We start from the raw sequence: 20,185 nt of genomic DNA, 5'->3' as shown, positions 1-20,185 counted from the left end.
TGGCGACGATTATCCTTGAACTATATTTTTGCGATTTTCTAGGTTCATATATACCTAATTTTTTTGACCTTGTTTTTCATAAGCTACTTTACACTATCGGTAAAGCTTTTTGCCTACTGTAAATTTAAGAGTATTTTTTTTCATTTCACTTTTATCATAAGCCTTTAAAATAAAATACGACACTGCTAAAGATGCCAATGAAGCAACAGCAGAAATCATGTCCTTATTGGGGCTGTCAAGAAGAAGTTGAACTATTCCTATAGTTGCCATCATCAATAAGAACGGAACTCCGTAAAGCACAAATATCTGTTTAAACACCACTTCATTTTCTGTGGTTATTTCTACATAATCACCAACATTATAATCGCTGGTAATATCAGTTTCAAATATTACGCCATTTACTTTACTACTTTCGCTGCAATTTGAACAACTGCGTTTGCAAGTTCCGGATCTTCTTACTGAAATTGTTGCTTTGTTTCCATTTATTTTTTCTATTTTTCCTACTTGATCCATTTTTTATTCCTTTCTGTTACTCCATTACCTGAATTTCCAATTCCTTTAACTGTTTTTCTGTTACACCGCTAGGAGAATCTGTCATCAAGCATGATGCGCTTTGAGTTTTAGGGAATGCAATTACGTCTCTTATATTATCACTGTTTGTTAAAAGCATCATAAATCTGTCAAGTCCATAAGCAATTCCTCCATGAGGTGGTACTCCATATTTAAATGCTTCAAGCAAATATCCGAATTTATCATTAGCTTCATCATCTGTAAAACCTAAAGCTCTAAACATTCTATTCTGCAATGTTCTATTTGTGATACGGATGCTTCCGCCACCTATTTCATCTCCGTTTATTACTATATCGTAAGCTTTTGCTCTCACTACTCCAGGATTTGATTCTATTTTATCTATATCTTCATCTACAGGAGCAGTAAAAGGATGATGCTTTGCAACATATCTATCTTCTTCTTCACTGTATTCAAACAATGGGAATTCAGTTATCCATACAAGTTCAAATTTATTTGAATCAATTAAATTCTTGTCATGAGCTATTTCAATACGAAGAGCTCCCAATGCAGTATTTACTACTGATTCTTTGTCAGCAATAATAAATACTATATCTTTTTCCTTTATTTCCAGTGTTGACATTAATTCATTAATTTCATTTTCACTTAAGAATTTAGCTATTGGTGAGTCAAATGTTGCATTTTCATATTTAAACCACGCTAAACCTTTAGCTCCGTATGTTTTAACAAATTTTTCAAGCTTTGATATGGCTTTTTTAGAAAATTCTTCAGAAGAACCATCTATTTTAACGCATTTAATCAAACCTCCATTGTCATATGTTGATTTAAATGCATTAAATTCTGAATTCTTAAATAATTCAGTAATGTTATGAAGTTCATATCCAAAACGAAGGTCTGGTTTATCGCAGCCGTATTTGTCCATTGCAACCTGGTATGACATACGTTTAATAGGAAGAGCTATATCTACATTTTTTATTTCCTTGAATATTTTTTGAATCAATTTTTCATTTATGCTTATAACGTCCTCTACATCCACAAATGACATTTCAATATCCACTTGTGTAAATTCAGGCTGTCTGTTTGCTCTTAAATCTTCATCTCTGAAACATCTAACTATTTGATAGTATCTGTTCATGCCCGAAACCATCAAAAGCTGTTTGTAAAGCTGCGGTGACTGAGGCAATGCGTAAAAATTTCCCGGATTAACTCTGCTTGGCACAAGATAATCCCTTGCTCCTTCCGGAGTCGGCTTAGCTAGAAATGGTGTTTCAATCTCATTGAAGCCATTGTCATACAAAAAGTCTCTTATTACCTTTGAAGTCTTACTTCTTGTTAAAAGATTCTTTTGCATGCTAGGTTTTCTTAAATCTAGATATCTGTATTTTAAACGCATTTGTTCTGATACATCATCATTGTCTTTTATATAAATTGGAGGAGTTTCTGCTGTATCTAAAATTTTAAGTTCATGGATATATACTTCTATTTCTCCGGTTGCCATTTCAAGATTTTTAGATTGTCTTTCTAAAACTTCTCCTCTTACAGCAATAACAAATTCACTTCTTAAGCTTTCTGCTTTTTCAAAAGCTTCTTTGTTTACATCAATGTCAAATACAATTTGAATTAAACCTGTTATATCTCTTAAATCTGCAAAAATCAAACCTCCGAGGCTTCTTCTTTTTTGAACCCACCCCATCAGCACAACTTCGTTGCCAATATGACCGTTGTTTAATTCACCGCACATATTAGTTCTTCTGAGCGTTCCCATCATTTCCATAACTTATCCTCCAAGTATAATATCAAAAAAAATAACTCATCCTATTAGGGACGAGTAAACCCGCGTTGCCACCCTACTTGGACTAAAAATAGTCCCTCTCAATTAGTGGTTTTTGCTTAATAGAGTGTCTTCACCATAAGTAGTTAATAACAGGCTCTCAACACCCCTGTCTTGCTGGAATTAATTTTTATGACTACTCTTCCCCACGCAATTTGTTTACAATAAAACTAACACAACACATAATATTTGTCAATACAAAAATTTAGTCAAAAAAATTATAAAAATTACTAAAAAAATTCGCTTTACTATTTTTGCTTTCTTCATCCACAAGTTCATCCAACGTATTAAATGAGTATCCCAACTCTTTGTACTTTGTAAGCAATTCATCAAGTATTTCTGAATTTGTTTTTGACGTGCTGTGCAATAAAACTATAGCTCCGGGATGAATACGAGGAATTAATTTCTCAAAAGCCTGTTCTTTTGTTGGTTGTTTATCTTTACACCAATCTGCATAAGCAAGACTCCAAAATATTGTTTTATAACCAAGTTCATTTGCCATTTCTAGATTATTTTCACTAAATCTCCCTTGAGGCGGCCTGTAATACTTAGATATTTCTTGACCTGTTATTTCTTTGAACATAGCTTCTAAGGAAGTTAACTCTTTTTTAAAAGATTCCTCATCAAAAACCTTTGACATATCAGGATGATTATAAGTGTGATTTGCCACTATGTGTCCTTCATTAATCATGCGCTTAACAAGTCCAGGTTCTTCTTCTAAATAATGCCCTACTAGAAAAAATGCGGCTTTTACATCATGTTTTTTTAAAGTATCAAGAATATTAGCTGTATACCCATTTTCATATCCCGCATCAAATGTAAGATATGCAATTTTTTCATCAGTTTTATCAACATAATATGCATTGTATTTTTTTAGATAATCATACGTCGCATTACCTACAGGAGCTTTTCCTTCTGTATTAAATTTAAGTCCCCAATTAGAAATCTCTGCAGAAACAGAAACAGAAAATCTATTAATTGTTTCATTAACAATTAAACCAACAAACAAAAGAACAGCACACCCCAAAATCAATTTAAGATACCTTTTTTTAATATATATTAACAATAATCTCACCCCTTTATTTATTTATATAAATAATCGTACGAGATATGAATAATAAATATTAAATTAATTTTTACATAATTTACCATTCTGTGTAATAGATGTAAGTTTGACATAATTAGTTTAATGAATTATAATATTTAAGTAAAATGTTTTCATATTAACTGCTTAAATCAAGTTACAATTGGAGAAGCCTATGCTAGAACATTTAATTTCAGTAATCGTCCCAAATATTGCTCACATTTTAGAGTTAATCGGAGTTTTTATTATTGTTTATTCAGCATTTAAAGCATTTGTCAGATATGCCTTGCGTTTTTTTACTTTTTCTGACGAAACAATTAAAATCGAATTTTCTCAAGCTTTAGCAGTTGCTTTGGAATTTAAACTAGGCGCGGAAATTCTAAAAACTTTAGTTATAAGAACAATCAATGAATTAATAATACTTGCATCCATAGTTATTTTGAGAGCTGCATTGACTTTAATAATACATTGGGAAATTGAATCAGATTCAAAAAGAGCAAATCATTTTACAAAAATTGAACAAGCTCAAAAAAAACATAAAAAAATTGAAAAAGAACAAGAAACAGATGAAAACAGTCACTGAAATTTCTGGTGACTGTTTTTTTTAAAATAAAATATAACCTAATTAATTAAACCACTTTTCTGCGTAATCATTGCAGCAATTTTTTCTTTTTATTGATAATTTCATCTATTCGAGCAGAGTATTCCTCTAAACTCTTAAAATTACGAACGGGCACATGCTTGTTATATTCTGTCATAATCTTGCTTGAAGCACCTATACCGCATGCAAGTATTGTTTCCATTTCTTCTATAATAATCATGTTGTAGATACTTTCCTTTGATAACAATGTATAGCCTACATTTTCTGAATTTCCTTTAATGTTTTTTTGCCTGTACATATAATATGGTTTGTAACCGTGGTTTTTAGACTTTTCTTTTATAACATCATGCATTTTTCTAATTAATTCATAATCCTTCAACAATTCACTGCTTTCTCTTGTAAGCTCAGAATTCTTTTTATATGCCAGACAATGAACTGTAATATTTTCAGGTCGCAGTTTAATGACCTCTTCGATGGTGTGTTTTACATCCTCTTCGGTTTCTCCCGGAAAGCCTAATATAATATCCATATTAATGGATTCAAAACCTATCTCTCTTGCAATTTGGTATTTCTCAACTATATCTTCAACTGTGTGATTTCTCTTCATCGCTTTAAGAGTTTTTCCATTCATTGTCTGAGGATTAATGCTGATTCTATTAACAAAATTATTTTTCAAGCAAATTAATTTTTCCTTGCTTAATGTGTCCGGTCTTCCGGCTTCAAATGTAATTTCCCTGATTTTATATAAATCATAAAATTTTTTAATGGATTTAAATATTCTGTTTATTTGCTCTTCATTTAAAACAGAAGGTGTTCCTCCTCCAATATAGACAGTATTTAAATTTAAGTTTTTATTTAATGCAAATTCTATGGTTTTTTCTATTTCATACACCAACGTATCTAAATACGCATTTATTTTATCGTCATTGCAATTTACGTAAGAAGTAAATGAGCAATAACTGCACTTTGTCGGACAAAATGGAATTCCGATATATAAATTGTAGTTATTCATATTTACTTCATCATCTATATATTTTTCTTCTATTTCTATTATATCAAACAGAAGCTTAATTTTTTCATCAGTTACTTCATATGTTTCTTTCAATATTTTTTTTATTTTTTCATCGCTGTTTCCATATTTTCTTGCCGTCAACATTATTTTTACAACTCTAACCCCGGTTAAAATTCCATAGTCCGGAATAACTTTGTAATAACTTTTCAACACTTGGTGCATTGCTTTTACAATTAAAATCTTTTTAAGTTTCTTTTCGTTATCTTTTTCTAACAATATTTCATCGCTTCTGTATTTTGAGCTGTATAATAAATCATTGTCCCAATATAATAAGGAGGTGCTTATTAAAACACCTTCTTTTTCTTCTAATGTTGAAACAATTCCTAGTTCTTTATTTTCTTTTAATTGAACTATATTTTTAATTTCATAATTTATGTTTAAGTCAAAAATTCTTAAGGCATTTCTTGCTTCATACTCAAAATTATGCCCTGAAAAATAAAATGTAAGCATTCTTTCTCCTTTAATTTACAAAGGGATTGCTTAATTTTTCAGATTTAATTGTAGAAGGAGAATTGTGTCCGGGATAAATTATAATATCTTCATCATATTTAAAAATTTTCTCCTGAATAGAATTAATTATTTCTTCAAAAGATCCTCCCGGGAAATCAGTTCTGCCAATTGAATTGTTAAAAAGTGTATCCCCTGTCATCATTATATTTCCTACTTTTATACATATGCCGCCCTTTGTGTGTCCCGGAGTATGAATTATTTCAAATTTCAAATCAGAAAGATGAAGCTCGTCGCCATCTTTAAGCATTCCATCCGGATTTATAGAAATATTTTTACCAAATAAAACTTTGGACAAATTTGTCTGGCTATCTATTAATGCTTGTGCATCATCTGCATGAATATATACTTTCACTCCATATTTTTCTACAAGTTCTTCAACAGCACCTATATGATCTCCATGAGCATGTGTAAGTATTATCATCTTCGGTTTTACGCCTAATTCAATGATTTTTTTGTCAATTTTATTAAACTCTGCTCCAGGATCTATTATCGCAGCTTCCTTTGTTTCATCACTTCCTACAATATAACAATTTGAATAATAAGATCCAACTGTAATTGCTTCAAATATCATAATTCTCTCCTAAAATATTTTTTTACTGTCAAGCAAAATAGTTACAGGGCCATCATTTACAAGTTCAACTTGCATATCTGCGCCAAATTTTCCTGACTCGGTTACAATTTCAAGTTTCTTCATATTGCTTATGAATTTCTCATACATTGGCACAGCTTTATCAGGAACTGCTGCTTGAGTAAAGCTTGGCCTTCTGCCTTTTCTTGCATCTCCAAGCAATGTAAACTGAGATATTACTAAGATGCTGCCTTGAACATCCATAAGACTTTTATTCATTTTCCCATTTTCATCTTCAAAAATTCTCAAATTAACAACTTTATCACACATATATTCCAAATCTTTTTCTTCGTCAGATTCTTCAACGCCCAGCAAAAGCATTATACCATTGTCTATGTGGCCAATAATAATATTTTCAACAGATACACTGGCACGTTTTACACGTTGTACCACACCTCTCAACTTATCACCTGCTTTATTTTTTGTTTCTATAAACTTCTAAAACTCCACTAAGTTTCTTTATTTTTTTAATTAAATCTTCAATTTGCTTTGTTTCATTAATTTCAAATCCTATGTCAACAATTGCAATTTTTTCTTTGTTTATTCTTAAGTTAAGTGATACTGCATTAAGTTTTGCTTCTGCATACAAAGAAGTAAGATCTTGCAAAAGTCTTGGTCTGTCTAACGCTTTTATTTGAAGTTCGCTTATAAATGTGGCTTGTTTTCCAAAATCCCATTCAACTTCTATAAATCTTTGATTTTCTGAATCTGTTAAGTCGTGAATATTTGTACAATCAGCTCTATGAATCGAAACACCTCTGCCTCTTGTAATATAACCTACAATGGCATCACCCGGAACAGGATTGCAACATTTAGAAAAACGTACTTTAACATTGTCAATTCCCTTTATCACTACACCTGAAGCATGATTCTCTATTCTGTATGGTGATTTATTTATAATACTGGTATTTTTCTCAAGATTCTCGATTTTTTCCAGTTCTATTTTATCTTTGTTTTTTTCTAAATATAACAGTTTTAGCCTGTTTACAATTTGTATTTCCGTTATGCCTCCGTTTCCTACAGCTGCATAAAGATTATTTGCAGTAAACATGCTGTACTTTTCAGCAACAAATTTAACCCAATCATCTTTCAATAAATCCGAAACCAGGTACCCTTGTTTTTTTATTTCTCTTTCAACAAGTTCCTTTCCCTTTTCAAGATTAAAGTCTTTATCTTTTTCTTTGAAAAATTTTCTAATTTTGGACTTAGCTTCACTTGAAGCTGCTATTTTAAGCCAGTCTCGGCTTGGTCCGGCACTTGACTGAGATGTCAAAACTTCTATTTGATCACCTGTTTTAAGCTTTGTGTCAATTGGCACTATTCGCCCGTTAACCTTAGCTCCAACACACTTATTTCCTACAGCACTATGAACTCTGTATGCAAAATCTATTGGTGTTGATCCTGTTGGAAGGTTAACAACTTCTCCTTTTGGAGTAAATACAAATACTTCATCTGAATATAAATCTATTTTCAATGCTTCCATAAATTCCTGGGGGTCATTTGTTTCCTGCTGCCACTCAAGCATTTGTCTTAGCCAGTTTAATTTTTCTTCATAATTTGTTTGCTCATCTATTCCTTCTTTATATTTCCAGTGAGCAGCAATACCATATTCAGCCGTTCTATGCATATCCAAAGTTCTTATTTGTATTTCAAACGGTTCTCCGTCTGGTCCAATAACTGTTGTATGCAAAGACTGATACATATTTGGTTTTGGCATTGCTATATAATCTTTGAATCTTCCCGGTACAGGCTTCCAAAGAGTGTGGACAGTTCCTAATGCTCCATAACAGTCTTTTATGCTATCAACAATTAATCTCACAGCTATTAAATCATAAATCTGTTCAAAAGATTTGTTTTTATAATACATTTTTTTGTATATGCTGTAAAGGCTCTTTGGTCTTCCCTTAATATCAGCTTCTATTCCAGACTCATTAAGCTTTTCTTTCATTGTAGATATTATGTTAGATATATACTCTTTTCTTTTTTCACTTTTTTCCTGAACTTTTTTAGCTAAATCTTTATATCCTTCAGGATCGATGTATTTTAAACTTAAGTCTTCTAACTCCCACTTAATTGATGCCATACCAAGACGATTAGCAATTGGAGCATATATTTCAATTGTCTCCATTGCCTTTTGTTGCTGTTTTTCTATTGGCATGTATTCCAACGTTCTTATATTATGAAGGCGGTCTGCGAGCTTGATTATTACCACTCTTATATCCTTAGACATAGCAATTATCATTTTCCTTAAAGATTCAGCTTGACGCTCTTCTTTATTTCTATATTTAACTTTGCTAAGTTTTGTGACCCCATCAACCATGTTAGCTATTTCTTCGCCAAATTCTTTTTTAATGTCATCATAAGTTATACCTGTATCCTCAACAACATCATGGAGAAGACCTGCTGCAATTGTTTGAACATCAACATGCAAATCAGCTAAAATGAGCGCAACATTGTATGGGTGAATAAAATATCTTTCACCAGAAAATCTTGTCTGCGCATTTGAATGTGCCATTTCTGCATAATTATATGCTTTTACGACAACTCCAATATCTGCATTAGGATTATATGATTCTATTTGATTTATTATATTTTCCAACATTACGCTCACCACCTCTTCTGAGAATTTTCTATCTGTATTGTACCAATGATTCCACTTTGTAATTTAATAGTCTTTCTCTTCCCTTTAAGTCTTCCAACTCTATTACAAACCCAAGGCCAACAACTTCCCCGCCCAATTTTTCAACCAGCTTAGCCGCTGCAAACATTGTTCCGCCAGTTGCCAGCAAATCATCTACTATTAAAACTTTTTGACCAGGTTGTATTGAATCTTTGTGTATTTCCAGTAAATCTTTACCATACTCTAAAGCATATTCATAACCGATTGTTTCAGCAGGCAGTTTCCCAGGTTTTCTTACAGGAACAAATCCAGTTTTCATTAAATATGCAAGGGGAGTAGCAAAAATAAAGCCTCTTGACTCTGGCCCAACGATTAAATCAACATCAACATCCTTAAATTTTTCTGCTAATTGATTTATACATTCATTAAGTGCTCCTGCATCCTTTAAAAGTGTTGTAATATCTTTAAAACTTATACCATCAACAGGAAAACCATCAATTACTCTAATTTTTTCTTTTAAATCCATATTTCCTCCGATTGAGATGATTATTTTTTAATGTACAATATATCATTTTTCAATGCATATTGTATATTTTCAGACTTTTTAAGTATGCAAATAATCTCATCTGCTGTTATTTTAATATTATATAATCTGTTTAATTTATCAACAAGCATAAATATATCTGTTTTAATAATTTTTGATTTTGTTTTGTCAATCATTGAATTTAACATTTTTATTTTATTTTCATCTATTCTATAATCAAGCTTTTCTTGTTCTTCCACATTATTTAAGACAAGTTGAATGCTTTTTTTACCATTGTATTCATTAATGCTCAAAGATACTGCGTATGTTGATGGTCTTGCGAGAACTTTCTCTAAAATATTAATTTTTCCAAAACCTATCACCGGTATATCCTTCGAATCGTCAGAAAGTAAAAAACTTATATGATTGCCCTCCTTGCCAACTTTTCTGATATTTTTTATAGTAACATTTTCAACCGCTAACACAGGTTTAGGGTTTCCTGCGCCAAACGGCTCAAATTTATTTATTTCATCATATAAATTAAAACTTACATCAGAAATTTTCAACAATGCATCAAGTTTTATTTCCTTATAGATACTTTCACTCAACAACATATTTCCAATATAACCATTTAACTCATTTGCAAAAATACTTATGTTCTTTTCTAATACAGTAAGTCCTGCTGCAAGTTTGTGACCGCCATATTTCACTAAATAACTATCTGATTCTTTAAAAGCTTCAAAGATATCTACACTTTCTATACTTCTTGCAGATCCTTTGCCTATTCCATCTTTAACCGATATTACAACACTTGGTTTTTCATACTTCTCAGTAAGTTTTGAAGCTACAATACCCAAAACTCCCTCGTGCCAGTCTGTTCCATAAACTACAATAACATTTTTTTTGTACAGAAAATCTGTTTCGATTTTATTAACAGCTTCGTTAAATATCTCTCCTTCAGTTTCCTTTCTTAATACATTTAATTTTTCCAGTTCAAGAGCAAGCATCTCAGCTTCATTTTCATCTTGTGTAAGCATTAATTTTATAGCTTTTCTTGCACTGTCCATTCTTCCGGCAGCGTTAATCCTTGGCGCAATAATAAAACCTATATGGTAAGATTCAATTGCTTTGTTATTAATTCCTGAAACTTCCATCAGCTTTTTAAGCCCTATTATCCTGGTGTTGTTAATTTTTTTTAATCCGTTGCTGGCAATTATTCTGTTATCTCCAATTAAATCAACAATGTCGGCAATAGTGCCAAGACAAGCAAGTTCTAAAAGAACATCTTCTATGTTATTTATTTTCAAATATCTGTTTAAATGCTTCAAAAATTTAAAAGACAGTCCTGCCGCACACAACTGCTTGTTTTTCGAAGGACAATCTTTTTGTTTTGGATTTATTATCGCATAAGCAGGAGGAATTTCATCTTTGCATTGATGATGATCCAGCACTATAACATCTTTATTAAAACTGGTGATTTCACGTATTTTTTCAACTTCTGCAATACCGCAGTCAACAGTTATCAACAAATCCGCTATTATTTCATTGTTTCTCAAAGATTCGATGAAATCACAGCTTATTCCATAGCCTTCGTTTTCTCTTTCCGGAACATAATAATCGACATTAGCACCGGCTTTTGATAAGAGAATGACAAACTGGCTTATTGATGTAATTCCATCAACGTCATAATCCCCATATATTAAAATTTGCTCTTTATTATGAATTGCTTCTAAAATTCTGTTGCAACCTTTTTGTAAATCTTTATAATTCTCTGCGCTCTCAAAATATTTGAAGTCCGGGTCAAGAAATTCTTTAATTTCTTCAAACGTACTAATATTTCTTTTTAAAAGTATTCTTGAAGAAATTTCAGAAAGATTAAAAGTATTGACTATTTTATCAATTTCAACCTGTTCATATTCATTGACTTTAAGCTTCACTTTTTTCATTGTATGAATTTGAACCAGCACCTTCACTAATTTTCGTTTCTATTTTTAACTCATCCATCTCTTTTGTTAATTGAACAACCATATCGTCCTTAACCTTATTCTTCTCTTCAAGTTCAGTAACTTTTGCTATGAGTGCAGCGTTATTGTCCTTTAAAGTTTGAATTTCAGTTCCCATTGCTTTAATACTGTTATCCGCTTGAATTTTATCATTTTCAAATGTTTTTAATTTGTTCTTGACTTCCTTTGATTCTGATCTCTTTTTAAATTGTCTTGATGATCCCAATATAAGCACCATTACAGCGCCAATAATAAGACACGCCATCATTAACAATGCTAAAGGCATCCTATATGTTGCAAGAAACAAATCCACATCCACCGGTGTACCATTTTGAATAGCAAAAATGGAAACAAAAATTGCAATTACTAATGTTACAATAAAACCAATTTGCATATTAACACTCCTCTCCCGTGAAAAATCAAAATTTATTTACTTCCCCCAAAATGTTTATAAATATTAACATCTTATTACAGGAAACAGCTATATTATACTATATATCAGTATATGTTTACCACTATTTTTTGTTTTTAAACTAATATTTCTTCATTTAATCAATTATTCATTATTTTTAGCTGAGTTTAGCTTCTATTTATCAAGCATTTAAATTATTTCAAACTGCCAAAATACTTTAGTTAATTACCTTCATCAACTAAACTAAAAAGTAGTGGCTTAGCCACTACCTTTATTTATTCTCGCACTTTTGATTTCCTACAGTACAAGAAGTTTTGCATGCAGATTGACATGAAGTTTGGCATTCTCCGCATCCTTTGCCGCTCATATTATCTGTTAGTTTTGTTTTATTAAGTGTTTTTATATGTATCATATTTGACCTCCTTATAAGCTTTATAAATTATAGCATTTTTGGAGATTATTTAAAAGCATTTTTTTACAATTTAAATAATTTAAATTATTTAAATTGTTTTACCTTGTAACCATTCGTTGTTTCATATTTACCCCTAAAACACCTCCAAGAATTGAAACAGGAAGGTAAAGTAAATGACGCAATATGCTTATTTCCTCTGCATAGTTAAATAATACTTTCATAAGCAACACTAAAGCAAAATAAACAATCCAAATTTCAATACCTCTCAATAAACCATTTTCATGAACTTTTCTTGAATAAAATAATGATACAACAAACATACAAACAGGCACAATAAAATTATAAGCAATTTCCATCGATGGTTTATCAGAAAAATAATATATATATATAGTAAGAGTAAAAAATAAAGCCAGTATCATAACTAATAAATAAAGAGAATATCGGACCAATTTACCTATTCTCATACCATACCTCCCTTAATAATCATTCTAATTAAATAATATTCATTTTATATAAAAAATAGAACTCGAAACACACGCAAAAAGTTCTTGACAAAAATTTGAACTTTTGTTAAAGTATTTACTACTAAGAGGGAGTAGTTTTAAATTTTCAGTCAACATCATGGATAGAAATATTCTGGCTGAAGATCTGCAAAAGTAACCTAGGTAACCAGACTTTTAGTATATCTTATATTAATTGGTAAAAGATATGCTCAAAGTCTTTTTTTATGTGTAATCGGCATACTAATTAAACTATTGAATTAAGGAGAAAATTATGTATTATCAAAAAAGCGCAGAAAAAACCTGCTCTGAACTAAAAATGGTTCAAAGCAACGGCCTAAGTAAAGAAGAAGCACAAAAAAGGTTAGCAAAAAACGGACCGAATGCATTAATTGAAAAAAAGTCAAAAACAAAGTTACAAATGTTTCTAGCACAACTTAAGGATACAATGATTTACATATTATTTGCAGCAGCAGCAATATCCATTTTTCTTAACGAAGTTACAGATGCTATCATAATATTGATTGTTGTATTGATAAATGCAATCATTGGTATGGTACAAGAATCAAAAGCAGAAGCAGCGCTTGAAGCTTTGAAAAACTTATCAAGTCCTACAGCTATGGTAAGGCGTGACGGAAAAATTATGGAAATACCGGCAAATGAACTAGTTGAAGGTGATGTGGTAATTCTTGAAGCCGGGCGCATAATTCCTGCTGATTTAAGATTAACACAATCTGTAAATTTAAAGATTGAAGAATCTGCTTTAACTGGAGAATCTGTACCTGTTGATAAAGATGCTAACTATATTGCAACCGAAGAAGTTGGTATAGGAGATCAAATTAACATGGCTTTTTCTTCAACAAGCGTTGCTTATGGACGTGGGGAAGGCGTAGTAGTTTATACAGGAATGGATACAGAAATTGGTAAAATTGCAACTTTAATAAACGAAAGTTCAGAAGAATTAACTCCTCTTCAAAAGCGTTTAAATGATTTAGGTAAAGTTTTGGGAATTGTGGCTATAGTTATAGTTGCTGCAATGTTTGGCATCGCAGTATTCCAAGGAAGAGATATGATTGAAATGCTCATCACTGCTATATCATTAGCTGTCGCTGCAATACCCGAAGGTCTTACTGCTGTTGTAACAATCGTGTTGGCACTTGGTGTTACAAGGATGGTAAAAGTAAACACAATAGTAAGAAAACTTCCGGCTGTTGAAACATTAGGTGCTGTAAGTATTGTTTGTTCAGATAAAACAGGAACTCTTACTCAAAATAAAATGACAGTTATTAAAGTTTATTTGGACGGCACAATGAAAGATGTTAAAGAACTAAACTATGAAAACAACAAAATTTTTATGAATGGTTTTGTACTTTGCAATGATGCTTCTACGGCTAATGATTCTAGAATTGGTGATCCGACTGAACTCGCTTTATTAGATATGGGCTTATCAGTAAATGTAACAAGAGAAGGTCTCGAAAATAATTATCCTCGTATTAACGAGCAATCATTTGATTCAGCTCGTAAGTTAATGACAACTGTTCATAAAGACAAAGACGAAAAAGTAATGAGTTATACTAAAGGTGCTATGGATATTCTCCTTGGTAGATGCAACAAAATATTAGTAAACGGTGAAATAACAGACATTACAGAAAAAGATATTTCAGATATTAATAAAGCATCCGCAGAAATGGCAAAAGGAGCACTTAGAGTTTTAGCACTTGGTATTAAAGAAAATGACGATTCAGCAAGTGAAGAAAATCTTACATTTGTTGGTTTAGTAGGTATGATAGATCCGCCGCGTTCTGAAGCTAAAAATTCAGTTTTAGAATTTAGAAATGCAGGAATTAAAACAATTATGATTACAGGTGACCACAAAGATACTGCTCTTGCAATTGCCAAAGAATTAGGAATTGCTGAAGATGAATCACAATGTATCACAGGAGATGAATTAAATGAATTATCTCAGGAACAATTAAATAGACGAGTTGAAGATTTAAGAGTATTTGCTCGTGTTTCTCCTGAACATAAAGTAATGATTGTTAAAGCATTCAAATCAAATGATAGTATAGTGTCAATGACAGGAGATGGTGTTAATGACGCTCCGTCATTAAAAGCAGCTGATATAGGTGTAGCAATGGGTATAACTGGTACTGATGTTGCTAAGGGAGCAGCTGATATGGTTCTTACAGATGATAACTTTTCAACTATTGAAAAAGCTGTTGCAGAAGGAAGAGGAATTTATCAAAATATTAAGAAGACTGTATTGTTCCTTCTTTCATCTAATTTTGGAGAGGTAATATCCATGTTTTCAGCAATAGCAATCGGTCTTGCTTCCCCGTTACAGTCAATTCACATACTCTGGATTAACTTGATTACAGACTCACTACCGGCCTTAGCTCTTGGAGTTGATCCTAAAGATAAAGACATAATGAAAGCAAAACCGAGAGATCCAAATGAAAGTTTATTTGCTCGTGGCGGCTTAGCATTTACAGTTTATAATGGTTTTATGATTGCAGCATTAACATTGGGAGCATTCTTATGGTCACCTGTACAGCATTTGACAGCTGCAAGCCAAAGTATAAATCTTGACGGAATAAAGCTAATGCTTCTAAATCCGGACATATTGATGCATGCACAAACATATGCTTTTACAACATTGGGAATTTCACAATTGTTCCATGCAATAGGCATGCGTAACTACGACAAATCATTGTTTAAAATGAATCACTTTGAAAACAAAGCAATGATTGGAGCATTTGCTATAGGTTTGCTTCTTCAAGTAATAGTTACAGAAATACCTTTCCTTACAGAAGTATTCGAAACTATAAAATTATCATTGACAGAATGGATTGACTTAATTTTATTATCAATGGTTCCACTACTATCGCATGAAATTATAGTATTTTTCAAACACTTATCTAAAAAGACGGCATAAATATAAAGATGAGCTTATCAGTTAATATGTGATAAGCTCATTTTTTATACTATTTATTTTTCTTCATCATCAGTTGGTGTTACATCAATTTCTTCTGCAACTTCTGCTTTTATTTCTTTGCCTTTTTTACTGACACTTCCAATTGCCCATTTAGTAAATTCTATTCTTTGCTTTGCATGTACCATTTCTAATGTTATTACTTCATCATTAACTTTAACAACTTTACCACGGATACCACCGATTGTAATTACTTCATCTCCAACAGTCAAACTGTCTCTCATTTCCTTAACTTCTTTATCTTTCTTTTTCTGTGGTCTGATCATCATGAAATACATTACTGCAAATAGTATAATCATCATAATAATTCCGCTAAATTCTTGTTGCATAATTCCTCCTAGGTTTAATTAATATCCATAATTTTCATAAAACTCTTTTTTAAAGTTCATGAAATTATCTTCCTTTATACTTATTCTAATACTTTTCATTAAATTAATCAAGAAAAATAAATTATGTATCGAAGCAAGCCTTGCTCCTAATATTTCATTTTCATTGAATAAATGCCTTAAATATGCCCTTGAATAATTTCTGCAAGTGTAGCAATTGCAATTTTCATCTATCGGTTTAAAATCATGTTTGTATTTCGCATTTTTAATAGTAAGCTGACCTTTGCTTGTGATAAATGCACCATGTCTTGCCATTCTGGTAGGCAATACGCAGTCCGCCATATCTATTCCTCTTTCAACAGCTTCAAAAAGATAATCTGGACTTCCAACACCCATTAAATATCTTGGCTTATCCTTTGGCAGCAAATCTACAGTATAATCCATTACCTGACACATTAAATCTCTAGGTTCTCCAACACTTAGTCCGCCTATTGCATATCCGGGAAAATCAAGTTCGGTAATTTGCTTTGCGCTTTCTCTTCTTAAATCTTCGTACATACCACCTTGAACAATACCAAACAATGCTTGATTATCAGTATTCTTATGGAAATCTTTACAGCGTTTCGCCCATCTTGTAGTACGTTGTATTGAATTTTCAACATATTCATGAGTTGCAGGATATGGAATACATTCATCAAATGCCATCATTATATCTGAACCAAGATAATTTTGCACTTCCATAGATTTTTCAGGACTTATAAATTGTTTTGAACCATCCACATGAGATCTGAATTCAACGCCTTCTTCTGTTATTTTACGAATTTTTCCGAGGCTGAACACTTGAAATCCACCGCTGTCAGTTAATATAGGTCTATCCCAATTCATAAACTTGTGCAGCCCTCCGGCTTCTTTAATAAGTTCATGGCCTGGTCTTAAATACAAATGATATGTATTCCCTAAAATTATTTGTGCTTCCAAATCCTTCAATTCTTCAGGAGTCATTGTCTTTACTGTTGCCTTAGTACCAACGGGCATAAATATAGGAGTTTCTATATCTCCATGATTAGTGTGAATTTTACCAAGTCTTGCCTTACATTCTTTAGATTCTTTTAATAATTCAAATTCAAACATTTTTCACCTGCTCAATTTATTTAATAAACATTGCATCGCCAAAGCTAAAAAATCTGTATTTTTCTTTAATAGCAATATTGTATGCATTCATTATTTTTTCCTTGCCTGCCATAGCGCTTACAAGCATAATAAGTGTAGATTCCGGAAGGTGGAAATTAGTTATTAATGAATCTACTACTTTAAATTTATAACCTGGATATATAAAAATATCCGTCCATCCTTTTTGTGCATTCACAAAACCATTAGCATCGCCAATTGTTTCCAGAGTTCTTGTACTGGTGGTTCCAACAGCAATGACCCTAGACCCTCTTTGTTTTGCATTGTTGATTTTATCCGCTTCATTTTGTTCTAATTCATAATATTCTGAATGCATATTGTGCTGTGCAATATATTCAGCTTTTACGGGCCTGAATGTACCAAGCCCCACATGAAGAGTAAGTCTTGCTATGTTAACGCCTTTTGCTTCAATTTTTTCAAGAAGATCATCGTTAAAATGAAGACCTGCAGTCGGTGCAGCAGCAGAACCCGGATTTTTTGCATAAATTGTCTGATATCTGTTTTTATCTTCTAGTTTTTCATGTATATATGGTGGAAGAGGCATTTCACCAAGTTGATCTAATATTTCTTCAAAAATTCCTTCATATTGAAATTCAATTATTCTGTTGCCATCATCCAATACTTCAATAATTTTACCAGAAAGTAAATTTTCCTTAAATACAATTTCTGCCCCAATTCTTGCTTTCTTGCCTGGCTTAACCAGTGTCTCCCACTTTTTATCATCCACTCTTTTTAACAAAAGAATTTCTATAACAGCATTAGTATCTCTTCTAACACCGTACAGTCTGGCAGGCAATACTTTCGTATCATTAATTACAATACAGTCCCCGCTTTTTAAATATTGAAGAACATCGTAAAAATGTTTATGTTCAATTTCACCTGTTTCCTTATCAAGAACCAAAAGTCTTGAATAATCCCTATCTTTAATTGGAATCTGAGCTATGAGTTCCATCGGTAAATCGTAATAAAAATCACTTGTTTTGATATTGTTTTCTATCATTTAATTGTTACTCCAGTATAGTAATGTTTTAATATTTCGTCATATGCAAATCCTTCTTCTGCCATTTCCTTAGCTCCATATTGGCTCATGCCAATACCGTGTCCCCACCCTCTGCCATCGAAACTATATTCAGTAGAGTTAGTGTCTATTATCTTCACACCGCTTGAACTTATGAAAGCCAATTTTTCCTGACCAACTTTTTTCTTTCCGGAGCTTGAAATTGCATATTTACCTAAAATACTTCCTGAATCAAGTTTAATTGATTCTTCAGCATCATATGTTTCATCGTTGTTACTTTCATTTCCTTCGTCTTCATCTGTAATTACATCTAAAATCCCTCCTCTTGACGGAATTTCATTTTCATCTTCATTTCCTCCGGTTTTATCACTTTCTATAGTTTCTTCATTGGTAAAATAAAAAACACTGCCATTTTCTATAGTAAACCAAGAACTCATAAGACCAAGAAGCAGCCTTGCATTTTCTTTCTTGTATGAAATTTCTCCATTATCAGTTAAAAATATACATTCCACCACTCTGTTATTTTCAGAAACTTCTTTTATTTCTATTCCATAAAGTTTACTTACATTATTGCCGTCACTTTTAAGTTTTTTTATTATTTCATCCTGAGCATAAGTTTTCTGCCACTGAGTGTAAGGTGAATTAGACTTGTCTGAATATTCATCATCAACTCCTACTAAATAAGGTAGCGCTGCAAACCATACATTTTCTGAATTTTCCGTCTTTCCTCCGCTTGTTGAGTGATAAAAAGCTTGTATTAATTCATTATCATAATAAATCATTTCTCCCCTTGTTGAATCAACAGCTTCATTTGTGGAGTTTTTTTCATATGCATACCCCCAATAAACCTGACTGTTCTGATTATCTTCCAAATCATAACCATAAGATGAATATGGATTGATGTTGTACACAGCGTATGTTCTTGCTGCTACAGCCTGAGCTTTCAATGATTCCATTCCCCATGAAGCAACTATTTCATTTGGAACTACACCATACAAATAACTTTCCAGATCCAAATAGTTTACAGATATAAGCTTTGAATCATCAATTATTTTAAATGTCAGCAAACCCCTATAAGGTCTTCCGTCAATTTTTGCCATGTTGCATGATGCGTCATCATTAAAAGAAGAAAAGAAAAGTTCCTGTTCATTTTGGTACATGAAAATCATGTTGTTGTAATTGTCATAAATCGCAACATTTTCCATGTTACCATTGATAACATAGCTTTCAGTACCATTTTCATTTAATTCATCAGCTAAATTTTCTGCCAAACTCTTATCGACAAAATTTCCGGCATAAATTTTAAATCCTTCACTGTCATAGTAAGGATAAAAGTCTTCATCAAATTGATTTTCTAAATCTTTTGCTTCATCATTTGCATCATCATAAGATGAATAACTGTAATTAACCATTACATGATAAGGTCCATACTTAGCTTCAGCTACTTCACTGCTTTCCAAATAATTATAGTTTCCGTCATAATAAGAGTCAATCAAAATGCTAAGTTCTTTGGAATCCAAAGTAAATAATTCTTCAGGACTATCATCACCTTCGTACACAGTTATATTTTCGTATCCATCAAGTGACAATTGCTGATTGAACAATCTAGGAGATCTTATTCTAACTCTGACATAATAATCTTCATCTGTTGCGCCAAAGCATGTTACCGACAAAAGCAACATTGTTATTAATGAAATTGCTGCAATTTTGAACATTAGTTTTTTCATTCTTACACCTCTGTATCAATACCTATCTGATCTGAATTTTGTCTTGTTTTATGTACATGCTTGTAACCCATTTCGGTAACAATTCTTCCTCTTGGAGTACGAGCTAAATATCCGATTTGAAGCAAATAAGGTTCATAAACATCTTCAATAGTACCTTTTTCTTCTCCGATTGAAGCTGCCAGCGTATCAAGACCGACAGGACCGCCCTTA

The 20,185-nt window shown here is 31.9% G+C and carries 19 protein-coding genes; 2 read left to right on the top strand and 17 right to left on the bottom strand.

The window, feature by feature from the left end:
- Positions 1-93: 93 nt before the first annotated feature.
- From SA378_RS07275 to pdaA, 3 genes are all read right to left on the bottom strand, one after another.
- Positions 94-513 (bottom strand): SoxR reducing system RseC family protein, encoded by a 420-nt coding sequence (locus SA378_RS07275; RefSeq protein WP_318525320.1) that lies wholly within the window; start codon positions 511-513, stop codon positions 94-96.
- Between the two features lie 16 nt (positions 514-529).
- Positions 530-2,302 (bottom strand): aspartate--tRNA ligase, encoded by a 1,773-nt coding sequence (gene aspS, locus SA378_RS07270; protein WP_318525319.1) that lies wholly within the window; start codon positions 2,300-2,302, stop codon positions 530-532.
- Positions 2,303-2,564: 262 nt separating this feature from the next.
- Entirely contained in the window at positions 2,565-3,353 is a 789-nt protein-coding gene (pdaA, locus tag SA378_RS07265; protein WP_412178681.1) for a delta-lactam-biosynthetic de-N-acetylase, read from the bottom strand.
- A 265-nt stretch (positions 3,354-3,618) separates the two neighbouring features.
- On the opposite strand from pdaA, the gene SA378_RS07260 reads away from it, so the two are divergent.
- The gene (locus tag SA378_RS07260; RefSeq protein ID WP_318525318.1) at positions 3,619-4,026 is read left to right on the top strand and encodes a DUF1622 domain-containing protein; all 408 of its coding nucleotides are present in this window, start codon (positions 3,619-3,621) and stop codon (positions 4,024-4,026) included.
- Positions 4,027-4,093: 67 nt separating this feature from the next.
- Here SA378_RS07260 and hemZ read toward each other — a convergent pair whose 3' ends face one another.
- The 9 genes from hemZ to SA378_RS07215 all read right to left on the bottom strand — a co-directional run bounded on the left by hemZ (position 4,094) and on the right by SA378_RS07215 (position 12,688).
- Positions 4,094-5,566, bottom strand: a complete 1,473-nt coding sequence (hemZ, locus tag SA378_RS07255; RefSeq protein WP_318525317.1) for a coproporphyrinogen dehydrogenase HemZ — start codon at positions 5,564-5,566, stop codon at positions 4,094-4,096.
- 10 nt (positions 5,567-5,576) lie between these two features.
- Positions 5,577-6,197, bottom strand: coding sequence for an MBL fold metallo-hydrolase (locus tag SA378_RS07250; protein WP_318525316.1), 621 nt, complete (start codon positions 6,195-6,197; stop codon positions 5,577-5,579).
- Positions 6,198-6,206: 9 nt separating this feature from the next.
- Positions 6,207-6,656, bottom strand: a complete 450-nt coding sequence (gene dtd, locus SA378_RS07245) for a D-aminoacyl-tRNA deacylase (protein ID WP_318525315.1) — start codon at positions 6,654-6,656, stop codon at positions 6,207-6,209.
- 13 nt (positions 6,657-6,669) lie between these two features.
- Positions 6,670-8,856: a bifunctional (p)ppGpp synthetase/guanosine-3',5'-bis(diphosphate) 3'-pyrophosphohydrolase gene (locus SA378_RS07240; RefSeq protein WP_318525314.1), complete on the bottom strand. Its 2,187-nt coding sequence runs from the start codon at positions 8,854-8,856 to the stop codon at positions 6,670-6,672.
- Positions 8,857-8,884: 28 nt separating this feature from the next.
- Entirely contained in the window at positions 8,885-9,400 is a 516-nt protein-coding gene (locus SA378_RS07235) for an adenine phosphoribosyltransferase (RefSeq protein WP_318525313.1), read from the bottom strand.
- A gap of 20 nt (positions 9,401-9,420) precedes the next feature.
- Positions 9,421-11,343 carry a single-stranded-DNA-specific exonuclease RecJ gene (recJ, locus tag SA378_RS07230; protein ID WP_318525312.1) on the bottom strand — a complete coding sequence of 641 codons (1,923 nt, stop codon included), beginning with the start codon at positions 11,341-11,343 and terminating at the stop codon, positions 9,421-9,423.
- Positions 11,324-11,794 (bottom strand): LapA family protein, encoded by a 471-nt coding sequence (locus SA378_RS07225; RefSeq protein ID WP_318525311.1) that lies wholly within the window; start codon positions 11,792-11,794, stop codon positions 11,324-11,326. Before SA378_RS07225 ends, recJ begins: the two co-directional genes overlap by 20 nt.
- Before the next feature lie 289 nt (positions 11,795-12,083).
- On the bottom strand, positions 12,084-12,224 hold the full coding sequence (scfA, locus tag SA378_RS07220; RefSeq protein ID WP_318525310.1) for a six-cysteine ranthipeptide SCIFF: 141 nt from the start codon (positions 12,222-12,224) through the stop codon (positions 12,084-12,086).
- Between the two features lie 98 nt (positions 12,225-12,322).
- Positions 12,323-12,688 carry a TIGR04086 family membrane protein gene (locus SA378_RS07215; RefSeq protein ID WP_318525309.1) on the bottom strand — a complete coding sequence of 122 codons (366 nt, stop codon included), beginning with the start codon at positions 12,686-12,688 and terminating at the stop codon, positions 12,323-12,325.
- Positions 12,689-12,998: 310 nt separating this feature from the next.
- On the opposite strand from SA378_RS07215, the gene SA378_RS07210 reads away from it, so the two are divergent.
- The gene (locus SA378_RS07210) at positions 12,999-15,659 is read left to right on the top strand and encodes a cation-translocating P-type ATPase (RefSeq protein WP_318525308.1); all 2,661 of its coding nucleotides are present in this window, start codon (positions 12,999-13,001) and stop codon (positions 15,657-15,659) included.
- Between the two features lie 53 nt (positions 15,660-15,712).
- On the opposite strand, the gene yajC is transcribed toward SA378_RS07210, so the two are convergent.
- The 5 genes from yajC to SA378_RS07185 all read right to left on the bottom strand — a co-directional run.
- Positions 15,713-16,045, bottom strand: a complete 333-nt coding sequence (yajC, locus tag SA378_RS07205; RefSeq protein WP_318525307.1) for a preprotein translocase subunit YajC — start codon at positions 16,043-16,045, stop codon at positions 15,713-15,715.
- 18 nt (positions 16,046-16,063) lie between these two features.
- Complete coding sequence (tgt, locus tag SA378_RS07200) at positions 16,064-17,173, bottom strand: tRNA guanosine(34) transglycosylase Tgt (protein ID WP_318525306.1); 1,110 nt, start codon at positions 17,171-17,173, stop codon at positions 16,064-16,066.
- A 16-nt stretch (positions 17,174-17,189) separates the two neighbouring features.
- Entirely contained in the window at positions 17,190-18,215 is a 1,026-nt protein-coding gene (queA, locus tag SA378_RS07195) for a tRNA preQ1(34) S-adenosylmethionine ribosyltransferase-isomerase QueA (protein WP_318525321.1), read from the bottom strand.
- Between the two features lie 11 nt (positions 18,216-18,226).
- Complete coding sequence (locus SA378_RS07190; RefSeq protein WP_318525305.1) at positions 18,227-19,975, bottom strand: SpoIID/LytB domain-containing protein; 1,749 nt, start codon at positions 19,973-19,975, stop codon at positions 18,227-18,229.
- A 2-nt stretch (positions 19,976-19,977) separates the two neighbouring features.
- A partial coding sequence (locus SA378_RS07185) for a Holliday junction DNA helicase RuvB C-terminal domain-containing protein (RefSeq protein WP_318525304.1) occupies positions 19,978-20,185 on the bottom strand: 208 nt, incomplete at its 5' end.

This window comes from Sedimentibacter sp., from assembly GCF_033447055.1.
Classification (GTDB): Bacteria; Bacillota; Clostridia; order Tissierellales; family Sedimentibacteraceae; genus Sedimentibacter.
Note: the sequence above shows the minus strand (reverse complement) of the source record. Positions and strands in the feature narration are given on the sequence as shown.